At 59.0% G+C, this 11523-nt stretch carries 11 protein-coding genes; 7 read left to right on the forward strand and 4 right to left on the reverse strand.

Features of this window, described 5'->3' with window-relative positions:
- Window positions 1–29 precede the first annotated feature (29 nt).
- Window positions 30–1100 (reverse strand): GlxA family transcriptional regulator, encoded by a 1071-nt coding sequence (locus AC0L2D_RS28705; protein WP_473543564.1) that lies wholly within the window; start codon window positions 1098–1100, stop codon window positions 30–32.
- Window positions 1101–1198: 98 nt separating this feature from the next.
- Between AC0L2D_RS28705 and AC0L2D_RS28710 the strand changes: the two genes are divergently transcribed.
- Complete coding sequence (locus AC0L2D_RS28710; protein ID WP_473543566.1) at window positions 1199–2275, forward strand: GlxA family transcriptional regulator; 1077 nt, start codon at window positions 1199–1201, stop codon at window positions 2273–2275.
- A gap of 34 nt (window positions 2276–2309) precedes the next feature.
- On the opposite strand, the gene AC0L2D_RS28715 is transcribed toward AC0L2D_RS28710, so the two are convergent.
- The 3 genes from AC0L2D_RS28715 to AC0L2D_RS28725 form a co-directional block, all read right to left on the reverse strand.
- A complete protein-coding gene (locus tag AC0L2D_RS28715; RefSeq protein ID WP_473543568.1) occupies window positions 2310–3236 on the reverse strand; it encodes a 2-hydroxyacid dehydrogenase in 927 nt (308 codons plus the stop codon).
- Between the two features lie 136 nt (window positions 3237–3372).
- The gene (locus AC0L2D_RS28720; protein ID WP_473543569.1) at window positions 3373–4146 is read right to left on the reverse strand and encodes a class II aldolase/adducin family protein; all 774 of its coding nucleotides are present in this window, start codon (window positions 4144–4146) and stop codon (window positions 3373–3375) included.
- Between the two features lie 23 nt (window positions 4147–4169).
- Window positions 4170–5078: an NAD(P)-dependent oxidoreductase gene (locus tag AC0L2D_RS28725; RefSeq protein ID WP_473543570.1), complete on the reverse strand. Its 909-nt coding sequence runs from the start codon at window positions 5076–5078 to the stop codon at window positions 4170–4172.
- A 145-nt stretch (window positions 5079–5223) separates the two neighbouring features.
- On the opposite strand from AC0L2D_RS28725, the gene AC0L2D_RS28730 reads away from it, so the two are divergent.
- From AC0L2D_RS28730 to AC0L2D_RS28755, 6 genes are all read left to right on the forward strand, one after another.
- Window positions 5224–6069 (forward strand): LysR family transcriptional regulator, encoded by an 846-nt coding sequence (locus AC0L2D_RS28730; protein ID WP_473543572.1) that lies wholly within the window; start codon window positions 5224–5226, stop codon window positions 6067–6069.
- 26 nt (window positions 6070–6095) lie between these two features.
- Window positions 6096–7181, forward strand: a complete 1086-nt coding sequence (locus tag AC0L2D_RS28735; protein ID WP_473543574.1) for a mandelate racemase/muconate lactonizing enzyme family protein — start codon at window positions 6096–6098, stop codon at window positions 7179–7181.
- A 150-nt stretch (window positions 7182–7331) separates the two neighbouring features.
- Entirely contained in the window at window positions 7332–8303 is a 972-nt protein-coding gene (locus tag AC0L2D_RS28740; protein WP_473543576.1) for an ABC transporter substrate-binding protein, read from the forward strand.
- 174 nt (window positions 8304–8477) lie between these two features.
- Window positions 8478–9512: an ABC transporter permease gene (locus tag AC0L2D_RS28745; RefSeq protein ID WP_473543578.1), complete on the forward strand. Its 1035-nt coding sequence runs from the start codon at window positions 8478–8480 to the stop codon at window positions 9510–9512.
- Window positions 9509–10564 carry a quaternary amine ABC transporter ATP-binding protein gene (locus tag AC0L2D_RS28750; RefSeq protein ID WP_473543580.1) on the forward strand — a complete coding sequence of 352 codons (1056 nt, stop codon included), beginning with the start codon at window positions 9509–9511 and terminating at the stop codon, window positions 10562–10564. The genes AC0L2D_RS28745 and AC0L2D_RS28750 overlap by 4 nt, the downstream gene beginning before the upstream one ends.
- A 136-nt stretch (window positions 10565–10700) precedes the next feature.
- The gene (locus tag AC0L2D_RS28755; protein ID WP_027163129.1) at window positions 10701–11045 is read left to right on the forward strand and encodes a DMT family transporter; all 345 of its coding nucleotides are present in this window, start codon (window positions 10701–10703) and stop codon (window positions 11043–11045) included.
- Window positions 11046–11523: the final 478 nt, after the last annotated feature.

Genomic DNA, 11523 nt, shown 5'->3' on the forward strand with positions numbered 1-11523 from the left:
AGCCGGGCTCGGACGGCTAAAACACTCGTTCAGGCCGGTTTCGATGTCTTTGTTCCGCACCCATCCGCCAGAACTGCTCCCTGCGAACGGAACTCTTGAGGAGTCCGCAGATAATTGGCGCGGAAAATCCGGTTCAGATGCGAACCGTCGCAAAATCCGCACTCAAGTGCAATCTCGGAAATAGACTTGTCCGTTCTCAGCAAAAGATGGCACGAATGATCAAGCCTAATCTGCGTGTAGACGGCTCGAGGTGAGCTGCGGAGCTCCGACCGAAAGTGGCGTTCAACTATTCGTTTGCTTATGCCGAGCTTGTCAGCTAAGCGGCCGATAGTCAGCGGGACTTCCAGGTGATGTTGCATCACCAGCACCGCTCGTTTCACAATTTCGTCCCGGACGACGACCTGCAGGCTTCCAGTTGGCTGGGCGGTCTCGCCCTTTGCCACCTCGTTGAACATCATGATCCGCAAGCTTTTGGCGGCCGGGGCCTTACCAAGGTGCCTCTCGATCAGAAAGGCTGCGAGATGTGCGGCGCTGGCTCCCCCCGAACAGGTCAGTCGGTCTCGATCGACGACGAAGATCTGGTCTGACACGGCCTGTAGTCCCTTGCAAAGTCGCAAGAAATCTGAATTGTGGAACCAGCTGACGCAACACTTGTAGCCGTGCATGAGGCCGGCGCGGTGCAAGATAAATGAGCCGGTACACAGGCCCACGAGCGGTATGCCTGCCTCGGCAGCATGCCGCAGATGGTTGTCGAACCTCTCGTCGACCAAGAGGCTTTCCTCTCCAAGAACCCCGCCGACAACCACTAGGTAATCGAAGCGTCGAAGGTCTCCGATCCTTTCGTGGGGAGAGATAGCAACGCCGCAGCTGGACAGGATTGGCGACATGTCAGGCGAGATGATCCGCCATTGACAGCGGATTGGGCGGCTGCGGTCCCCTTCGTCGGCGGCCAGACGCAGCACGTCAACGAAATTGGCAAACGCCCCTAGGGTAAACCGATGGAGCAGGAGAAAACCGACAGAGAGCGGGGCAAGGGCTCGGCGTACTTTTTGTGCCGCCTTCGCTGATGAACCGGGGCCTTGTCGCAAATCTACTGTCATACCGACGCAAACGTCCTTTCGCCTATTGTCCGCGTCCCTCAAACAGGGCGCGAGCCGGTTATCCGGTGTCGCTGAGAGAACACGGCGGAGAGTCTGACATGGTCCACCACTGGTCCCGCGACGCTTGGGCGTCCGTTTCCGCCAATGAGCCAGTTACCGTCACCCTTTACTTGGCGCACGGGTTCGAACTCCTCGCTCTGTCGTCTGCCCTGGACGTCTTTCGCCTCGCCAACAAAGCGGCCGGACGGGAAGCCTTTCGTTGGCGTATGGTTTCCCACTTGGGCGAAGCCGTGCGGGCCAGTTGCGGTATTGTTGTCGCGGCTGACGCCGACCTGGCCCAAGAACGCAGGTATCTGCAGCAGCCTGAACGACCCGGACTGGCTCTCGTCTGCGGCGATGAGCCTGATGAAGGTCGTGAAACCAAGGTGCTGAGCGCGTGGTTGCGCGAATGCCGGCAGCGCCGCATTGACACGGGCGCATTCGGGAGTGGTGTTGCTGCTTTGGCGAAAGCTGGTCTGCTCAATGAGCGCAAGTGCGCCGTCCATTGGGAGGCCCTGCCGGGATTCGAAGAGCGGTTTATGCGCGTCGAGGCGGAGGCGACCGTCTACAAGGTCGACAACGATATCTGGAGCTGCGCAGGCGGCACGGGAGCCTTCGATATGATGATCGAGCTTGTGAAACATCATTGCGGCGAACCTGTTGCGGTAAGCGTTGCGGAGTTGGCCGTCGCCGGCCGTGTCCGCACGGGCGATGAGCGCCAGCGGCTGCCGCTGCTGCGTCAGCATGGCAGGCTCAACCCGATCGTCGTGAAACTGATCGAATTGATGCAGAGGAATCTGGCCGCCCCGCTGACCATGACGGACCTTGCGGCGGCTGCGGGGCTGTCGCGGCGGCAGGTGGAGCGTCTGTTTCGCAATGATATCGGTCGCTCTCCCTGCCGCTACTTCCGAGAATTGCGATTGGAACACGCGAAGCTCCTGCTGGCCCAGTCGGCAATGCCGATTCTTGAAATTGCGGTATGCTGCGGCTTCGTGTCGGCGTCCCACTTTTCGAGGTGTTTTCGAGAGGCGCACCAGATCGCCCCTCACGAAGCCCGCAACCTTCCGACCGGAGGGTTCTTGAACGTGTCGACGCAGCAGCGTGCCACGACTGCGGGCCTATCGGAGCGGCGGTGATGCAAAGGAAGAGCTTGGCCGCATGCCGGCAGCGTCAATAGCCTGCTTCCCGGTTGAACAGCGGAAAGACTTCAAATCCGCGCTCAAGCCTGCGCACATTGTCGGCTATCACGGCAACTGCGCTCGACGCAAATGTTGCACCGGACATATGAGGCGTAACGAACACTTGGGGATGCGACCAGTAGCGATGCTCGGGAGGAAGCGGTTCCTGGGCGAATGCATCCAGGGCGGCGCCGGAAAGGTGCCCCCGGTCAAGGGCGTCTAGCAAGGCTGCATCATGGACAACCGCTCCCCGGCTGATGTTGATGAAAAACCCACCTGGGCGCATCGCCGCGAAAATCTTGCCATCGAGGAAGTGGCGGGTTTTCGGGGACAAGGGGAGGGCATTGATGACCACATCGTTGCGGCCCAGGAACTCAGCAAGCGAGTTCTTTCCGGAATAGCAGTCGACACCCTCGATCTGTCGAGCGCTGCGGTCCCAACCGCTCACGGCGTATCCAAAATCACGAATGCGGCTGGCGACCTCTGTGCCGATGCGGCCCAGGCCGAATACACCAGCGCGAAACTCTCTCGTGGGGACGATCTGCTTACGATGCCAGATCCGGTCTTGCTGCTGCGATCGGTAGTCCGCGTACCGCCGGTGGAACGTTAGTACCCAGTAAAGGGCATGGGCAGCCATGTCGCGGGCGACGGCCGGATCCGCGAGCAGAATTACCGGGACGTCCGGCAAGCTTGCATCTGCTACGAAATGCTCGGCACCGGCGCCGAGCGAGAAGATTGCCTTGAGATTCGGATAGCGATTGAGATCGCCGGTAGGGTGGTTCCAGACCATCGCATATACGACTTCGTTGGGGTCGATGGGTTCACCGAACACTTTGACGGGCAATTCAGGAAGCTGGCGGCTTATTTCCCTTCGCCAACTTTCGTTATCGTAGCCATGGTTGTTCAACAGGATGGTCATGGGTTTGGGCGCCCCTTGGAGGAGAATAGGCCCGCACGGAGGGAACGGCTGGCCATTCGACCTCCGCGCAAGGCTTCTGCAGACAGTAGGCGCTGGAAAGCCCGGCCAGTCTCCGCCGGGGGTTCAAGCCGTTCGATTAATAGCGATACGAAGGATCGACCCGGTCGCACTGGCGCAAAAGCGCCGGCCACTCATATTTGCCGAGCGGGAAATCGTCGTATTGGCGGTGCGCCAGCCGCCAGATGTCCTCACCGCTCTTGTCGAGCTTCAGGCCGGTGGAATAGGCATCGATCAGTACACGGCACGCGCGGACGGTGTAATAAAGGTTCATGAACGCTTCGCCGGCGTTCGCGCCGACCGCAAGGAACCCGTGGTTCTTCATGATCAGGCATTTCTTGCCTTCGATGTTCTTGGCGAGACGATCCCGCTCCTCGAGGGTCAGCGACAGGCCTTCCCAGTCATGATAGCCGATGTCGCCCCAAAGCATCGAGCCGTCCTGCGTCAGGAACTCCAGCCCATCCTGGAGCGCCGTGATGGCGAGACCCGCCGGCGCGTGGCTATGGAACACTACCTTCATGTCGTGATGGGTGTTATGGATTGCTGAATGGATGACGAACCCTGCGGTGTTGACGTCCGGCGGGCCGTAAAGGACCTTTCCCTGCTCGTCGACCTTGATCAGGTTCGACGCCGTCACCTCATTATAAAGCAGACCGAAGCGGTTCAGAAGGAACTGGTGATCGGTGCCTGGGACACGCATGGTGATGTGGTTCCAGATCAGATCGTCATAGCCATACATGTTGGCGAGGCGGTACAGAGCAGCGAGGTCGACGCGCGCTTCCCATTCTTCCTTGGAGATGTTCGCATGGCCGCCCTGGACGCTGAAGTCCTCGGCTTTCATCTCATGTGCCATTGGTTGTCCTTTCGATCGTATTGTCAGATGGAGCGGAGGAATGTGCCATTCTGCTCTTCCAAGAGCTTCACGGCCATGAGGTGGTTCTGGTCAAACCCGTACTGGTCGACAGCTTTTTTGTAGATTGCCTCAACCTGTTCACACATGGGCAACGTGGCGCCAACCGTCCTTGCCAGCTCCAGGGTCAGGACCAAATCTTTATGTGCAAGACCGAGCGCAAAGCCAGGATCGTAGCTTCCGTCAAGAATAGCCGGACCGTATCGGTCCGCGACATAGCTCGCTCCAGTGCTGCCTTGAATGATTCCAAGCATCGTCGCGGCAGGAACCCCGCCCATCACTCCCAGCATCAGGGCTTCACTCAGCGCGACCGAGTTGAGGTAGCAAAGCACCACCTGCGAAATCTTGGCCACGTAGCCAGCTCCATGAGGGCCAAGATGCATGATCCGGTTGCCAATCTTTTCCAGAACTGGCTTGCACCGCGCAAATACATGCTTGTCGCCGCCAACCATGATCATCAGAGTACCGGCAGCTGCTCCTTCAATCCCGCCAGTTACCGGTGCGTCAAGAAACGCAATCTCCCGGTCGGTGGCAGCAGCGCGGATGCGTCGTTCGCACTCCAGATTGTTGGTTGAAAGGTCAATCCAGACGGCGGCTTTCGGCAGCCCGGCGAGAATGCCCTGTTCGGACAGCGCCACGGCCTCGATGATCTTCGGGTTTGGCAGCGATGTGAAGGCTATGTCGGCTCCGGCGGCCGCCTCCGCAACGGTGGGGGCGGACGAGATTGCTCGGTTGCCGGCCGCTGCGCCAGTCGCCCGCACGGCCTCGACCTTATTTGAATCCAGGTCGAAAAGGGCAAGCTCGTACCCGGCACGCGCCAGATTGCTGGCCATTGGCCCGCCCATGTTGCCCAACCCGATGAATGCAATCCGCATAAATGTCTCCGTTGGCCAGCCAGAGTTTGCTCCGTCACGCCGGCGCTTTTCCTACCCGCCCACTCTTCCTCACTCTGGTTGACGTGGCAAACGAATATAATTACCGACTCATATCGAGGAATTCGATTTAACGGGGTTTCCTTTCATGAACATCGAGCACATCAAGGCTTTTTTGGAAGTAGCCACGACGGGCAGCTTCCAGCATGCCGCCGACCAACTCAATGTCACCCAGTCGACCATCAGCGCCCGAATAAAGGCGCTTGAACGCCGACTGAACCGCCAACTGTTTCACCGCAAGCGCAACGGAGTGGCGCTTACGACTGGCGGTCATCAATTCCACGCAAGCGCGGTGAATATCGTGCGTTCCTGGGAGCGGGGCCAGCAAGTTGCGACGCTACCGGAAGGCCTGAATGCCTTTGTCACGCTGGGTGTTGAAGACAATCATTGGCCGCGCGTCGTGCCGGGCTGGCTGGAACGAATGGCAGAGGCGCTGCCCGACGGGGTCGCGAGCGCCATCAGCGAGCGCTCGGACATTCTCATGGAGAAACTGCGCGCCGGCCTGCTTGACATTGCCGTCCTTTATGATCCGCGCCATTGCGCGGAAGCACGGATTGAGCCGCTCATCAGCGAAGAACTCGTGATGGTCTCGTCGAAGCCGCGTCCGGTGGAGAGCGGGGTAGTCCCGGGGTACGTGTTCGTGGATTGGGGCGAGACGTTCCGGGCTCAGCACAGCATGCATTTTCCGGGCGTTTTCAGCCACAAACTCACAATCCGCAGTTCCGCGGTAGCCATGGATCATATCCTGGCCAACAACGGCTCCGGGTATTTTCTGGCCGAATCCGTGGCGTCCCAGGTCAAGTCCGGACGCCTGCATGTGGTCGAGGGAGCACCACGTTTTCAACGGACAGTCTTTGTCGCCGTTCGTATTGACGTCATTGCGCCGGAATTTATCGAAACCGCTGTGCAGGCCCTGCGCGACACAATCACCTGAATTCCAGTCCCTTGCCGGAGAATGACATGAAAATCACAGCGTTGAAGACACGACTGACCGACGTACCTTTTGTTAAGCCGATCACGACCGCCATTCATAACATGCGGTCGGTCGGATGCCTGCTTGTATACTTAGAAACTGACACCGGACTGGTTGGCCAAAGCTATATCTTCACGTTGAATGCAGTCCGGCTCAAATCGTTCGACGAGATGGTCCGCGGCTTTTCGCATCGCATTGTGGGCCAGGATCCCCACTACGTGACGGCGATCAATTCGGCCATCTGGTCTGAAATCAATCCGACCGGTTATGCGGGCGTCACGATCTCCGCGCTCTCCGCGCTCGACACGGCCTGCTGGGATCTAATCGGCAAAAGCGCGGACCGGCCGCTGCACCTTCTGTTCGGAGCGTGCAGGGATCGCATCCGCACATATGCCAGTGGCGGGCTCTGGTTATCCCAGAGCATTGACGAGCTGGTTGATGAAGCGGCGACCTTCCTGGACCAGGGTTTCCGGGCGATGAAGGTGCGCGTCGGCAAAGAAAACCCTCGAGAGGATCTTGAGCGCGTCAGGGCTGTCCGCGAGGCGGTTGGACCCTCAATCGAACTCCTCGCGGACGCCAACCAGGCGCTCAGGCCGAAGCAGGCGATCCGCCTGGGCCGGATGCTCGAGGAACTTGACGTCGGCTGGCTCGAAGAACCGGTTTCCGTCCACGACCTCATCGGCCAGGCCGAGGTCCGGAATGCGCTCCACATTGCGATTGCCTCGGGTGAAACGGAGTGGACCCGCTTCGGCATCCGCAACACGATCGAAGCACGCGCCGCCGATGTGCTGATGCCGGACCTCCAAAGGATTGGCGGGCTCACCGAAATGCGCCGGGTGGCAGCCTTGGCGGAGGCGTATTGCCTGCCCATTTCCACCCATATTTTCACGGAGCACAGCCTTTGCATTGCCGGCTCAGCCGCCAATTGTATCTCCGTCGAGCATATGCCGTGGTACGCCCCACTTTTTCGCGAAGAGATGGAGATCGTGGATGGCGACATCCTGATACCCACCCGTCCCGGGACAGGTTTCACCTTCGACGAGGCCGCCGTGACTCGCTTCGCCATCGATTGAGACAGAGCATCGAATAACTCGATGTCAGGGTCGAATTATATTCGTTAGTTAAATGCTAGGTGATCCTATAATTGACGACGTGGGGAACCGGCCAGGTAGCGCAGGCTGCCGAGGACATCGCCTGGAATGGAAAACCAACAGGAGAAGACAATGCTCTCACGCACGTTGAAACTCAGCGCCGCTGTATTCATCGCAACGCTCGCGGCGACTGCGGCCGAAGCAAAATGCGGTGACGTCACGGTCACCGAGATGAACTGGGCCTCGGGCTCGATCGTCACCGCCGTTTCCAAGTTCCTGATGGAGCAGGGATACGGCTGCAAGGTCACGGTGGTTCCATCGGCCACGGCTACGGCAGTCACCTCAGTTGCTGAGACCGGCCGCCCCGACATAGTCACCGAACTCTGGCTCAACGGCGCGCCGGCTTATCCAGGATTGGTGGCCGCCGGCAAAGTCAAGACGCTGGGCCATGTCCTCACCCCCGGCGGCATTGATGCATGGTGGGTTCCGCAATACCTCGTGGACGAACATCCGGAACTTGCGAAGATCGACGGCATTCTGGCGCACCCCGACTGGGTGGGCGGCAAATTTCACAATTGCCCGGAAGGCTGGGGTTGTAAGATCACCAACGACCATTTGGCTGAGGCTTTCGATCTTAAAGGCCACGGCATCGAAGTTTTTAATCACGGCTCCGGAGAGACGTTGGCAGCCGCGATAGCTGCGGCCAACGAGAATAAGCAGCCTTGGTTCGGTTACTATTGGGGTCCGACCTCCGTTCTCGGCAAGTACAAGATGGTCAAGGTCGACATTGGCCCGTACGTCCCCGAGATTCACGCCTGCAACGCGGTAGAAACCTGCAAGACACCCGGCAAGTCGGCCTATCCGCCGGCAGAGGTGGTGACGGCAGCGACGACGGATTTCGAGAAGCGCGAGCCGGAGATTGCAGCGCTCATGTCCAAGGTGACCTTCACAAATGAGCAGATGAGCGAGACACTGGCCTGGCAGGATAGCAAGAAGGCTTCGGCCGACGAATCGGCGGTCCACTTTCTGACCACCTACAAAACGATTTGGGCGGACTGGCTCAGCCCCGAAGCCAAGGAAAAGCTCGCGGCAGTCCTCAAGTGAGATCCGTCATTCACCTGGGCTCCGCACCCAACGGAGGTGATCGACCTTATGAGTGAATTTGGCAAGGCGCGAAGGCTTGGCGCACCTCAACCGTCGACAAGCAAATCTCCTCCAGTTCCGGTGGCCACGCTCTGATGAGCGTGGCTGCCGGATTCCCGCGATATAAGGCGATCCATGACAGCGTACGAAAGAGCTTTTGACTCGCTTGGACTGCGGTTCTGGTGCGATGCCGGCGCCATCGGCGGTCCCATGTCGATGGACGATCTACTTGCCAAGGCTGGCGCGGCGGGGGCCGACCAAGCCGAATCTTTCCCGTTTCCATCCCTCGACGTCCTCCACAAGGCGTGCGGCGCCATCCCGCGTACCCGCGACATGACAGCCGGGTTGGAACGCCTGTTCCTTGATGTGAAAGACCCCGTGAAAGTCGTTCTGGACCCGGTTACCCAGCCATTGAGTTGGGCGCTGCGCAACGCCATCGACCTGATGCAGTCTCTTCCATGGTGGGCGGCGATCATAATCCTGGTCGCCATCGCCCATTTTGCCGGGCGTCGCATCGGGGTGACGGTCTTCGTACTGGCGGCATTTTTAGCCCTGGCGTTCATTGATCACTTTGGTTACGCCATGCAGACCCTCGCCATCATCATGGTTTGTACATTCATCTGTGTCCTGTTAGGCGTGCCTATCGGCATAGCGATGTCACGCAGCAACCGCCTGGAGCGTTGGCTGACGCCTTTTCTCGACCTGCTACAGACGCTGCCCACCTTCGTCTATCTTATCCCGCTGATCTTCCTGTTCAGCGTCACGGAGCCGAAGCTCTACGGCATCGCAATCATCTTCTATGCGATCGTCCCATCTATCAGGCTTACCAATCTGGGCATCCGGTTGGTGGACAAGGACGTTCTGGAAGCGGGGGAGGCGTTTGGCATGACCTCCTCGCAAAAGCTCTATCGCGTCCAGTTGCCACTAGCTTTGCCGAACATTATGGCGGGCATCAACCAGACCATCATGCTGTCTTTATCCATGGTCGTCATCGCTTCGCTAGTGTCTGCGCCTGGATTGGGAACGCTTGTCCTGCGCGGTATCAACAAACTTGAACTCGGCGTCGGCCTCGTCGCAGGCCTCGGCATTGTTCTCCTGGCCATTGTGCTTGACCGAGTCAGCCGGGCGGCCCTCCAGCGCGTCAACAAGATGCACCAGCCGCGGACATGAGCATGACCGAGAGCTTCGTATCAATCCGCAACCTCTACAAGATCTTCGGCAACAATGCGTCAGCCATGGTGTCTTACGCGAAGGCGGGGATGCATAAGAAGGACATGCTGCAGACCCACGGCCATGTGCTCGGGCTACGCGACATCAACGTCGAGATCAAAAAGGGCGAAATCACTGTGATCATGGGCCTCTCGGGCTCGGGAAAATCAACCCTGATCCGTCACCTCAACCGCCTCGTCGACCCCACAGCGGGTGAGATTATCGTTAATGGTACAGACATCATGAAGCTCGACCGGGCCAGACTCCAGCAACTGCGCCGGACCCAGATGTCGATGGTCTTTCAGAAGTTTGCGTTGCTTCCGCATGAGACGGTGCTGCGAAACGCCGGCATGCCATGCTCGGTCCGCGGAGACGGACGGGCCAAAACTGTTGAAACGGCCCGCAAGTGGCTGAGCAGGGTCGGCCTCGCGGGCTCGGAGGCGCTCTATCCCCATCAGCTCTCGGGGGGCATGCAGCAGCGCGTTGGCCTCGCCCGGGCTCTAACGTCGAACTCTGAGCTGATGCTCATGGACGAAGCCTATTCAGCGCTGGACCCGCTCATCCGGTCGAGCATGCAGGACCTTCTCCTCGAGCTGCAGAAGGACCTTCAGAAGACCGTCGTATTCATCACTCATGACCTCGATGAGGCTCTCAAGCTTGCGGATCACCTGGTCATCTTGAAGGACGGCGAGATCGTGCAGCAGGGAGAGCCGCAATACATCCTCCTCAACCCGGCCGACATTTACATTGAAGACTTCGTCAGCGATATCAATCGCGCCCGCGTCCTGCGCGTCCGATCGGTAATGGAGAAGACGATCACTGACGACGACGGCTATGAAGTCCTCGACGGGGACGAGACCTTGGAGCGGGCGATCCTGCGATCCCAGGGAGCTGCTGACAAATTCTTTGCAGTGCACTCGGACGGAGCCCGCGTGGGCACGCTCAGGATGACGGACGTTTTGAAAGCGCTTGTACCCACAGCCTCGACCGGGCGGCACCACAGCAACATATAGGTAAGGACCATGACAATGGGATTCCCATGGCGCTCGTCGACCGAATGGACCTCACTGTTGCCGCGAAAATGCCGTACGCCTTGGCTGCGCACCCTTCTGGAGAGGCTTGTCAGGCCTCGCTCGGGGAGGTGACTTCATGAACCCTCTGGTCATAGCTTACAGCGCCCTGGTGCTGGGCATTGTATCCGAGGTCATCGGTTCATCGCTGTTGCCCGAAACACGGCAATTCACGAAGCTTGGACCTACTGCAGCTGCCATCGCCAGCTTCGTCGTCGCATTGTTCTTTCTCTCCCATGCCCTCAAATTGATTCCCCTGGGTGTCACATACGCAATCTGGTGCGGCGTCGGCATCGTGCTAACAACCATAGTGAGCGTTCAGGTCTATAGGACGCCACTTGATCTGCCTGCGGTATTGGGGATCATCCTGATTATTTGCGGCGTCGCAGTGATCAACGTTTTCTCCAAGACTGTTGGTCACTGATCACGAGTTTTCGTTTGGTCGCCTTGGCGGTCGAGCGCATGAACGTTTGGCCGAGCTCGCCGTGACTGTGGGAATGCATCGGAGAAAGCGCTGATTGCCGGGAGCAGATACGGACCGCTAAGTTCGAGCCCAAATCCACTGCCAACGTGACCGCGGTAGATCGACCAGTTGGCTCTGACGTTCGAGGATATGAAGGACGACCCAAAGAAGATGGACTGTCAGCAGGACGGGGCGCAGCAACGACGATGATGGCCCAGGCGCAGCACGATAATAGCTTTCGCAGCGCTGAGCTACCCCGATCAGCCATATGGCGCTGCTTAAATTCGCGAGGTGTCCGCTGGCGAACGTGAGGGTGTGCCGTCACCGATTTGGGCACCTCAAGAAAACCGAGCCCACCCGCCTACCGCAACTCTCGCGCCCGTCCGGCGCCGTTTCCGGTTTGCCAGATCGATTCGAAGTTGCGCAGCATCACTTCCGC

The organism is Mesorhizobium sp. WSM4833, assembly GCF_055811095.1.

Excerpts from the sequence above, each read along its gene's own strand:
- AC0L2D_RS28715 (WP_473543568.1), bottom strand. The coding sequence starts at position 3,236 with ATGACCATCCTGTTGAACAACCATGGCTACGATAACGAAAGTTGGCGA.
- AC0L2D_RS28725 (WP_473543570.1), bottom strand. The coding sequence starts at position 5,078 with ATGCGGATTGCATTCATCGGGTTGGGCAACATGGGCGGGCCAATGGCC.
- AC0L2D_RS28710 (WP_473543566.1), top strand. The coding sequence starts at position 1,199 with ATGGTCCACCACTGGTCCCGCGACGCTTGGGCGTCCGTTTCCGCCAAT.
- AC0L2D_RS28720 (WP_473543569.1), bottom strand. The coding sequence starts at position 4,146 with ATGGCACATGAGATGAAAGCCGAGGACTTCAGCGTCCAGGGCGGCCAT.
- AC0L2D_RS28735 (WP_473543574.1), top strand. The coding sequence starts at position 6,096 with ATGAAAATCACAGCGTTGAAGACACGACTGACCGACGTACCTTTTGTT.
- AC0L2D_RS28745 (WP_473543578.1), top strand. The coding sequence starts at position 8,478 with ATGACAGCGTACGAAAGAGCTTTTGACTCGCTTGGACTGCGGTTCTGG.
- AC0L2D_RS28730 (WP_473543572.1), top strand. The coding sequence starts at position 5,224 with ATGAACATCGAGCACATCAAGGCTTTTTTGGAAGTAGCCACGACGGGC.
- AC0L2D_RS28750 (WP_473543580.1), top strand. The coding sequence starts at position 9,509 with ATGAGCATGACCGAGAGCTTCGTATCAATCCGCAACCTCTACAAGATC.
- AC0L2D_RS28705 (WP_473543564.1), bottom strand. The coding sequence starts at position 1,100 with ATGACAGTAGATTTGCGACAAGGCCCCGGTTCATCAGCGAAGGCGGCA.
- AC0L2D_RS28755 (WP_027163129.1), top strand. The coding sequence starts at position 10,701 with ATGAACCCTCTGGTCATAGCTTACAGCGCCCTGGTGCTGGGCATTGTA.
- AC0L2D_RS28740 (WP_473543576.1), top strand. The coding sequence starts at position 7,332 with ATGCTCTCACGCACGTTGAAACTCAGCGCCGCTGTATTCATCGCAACG.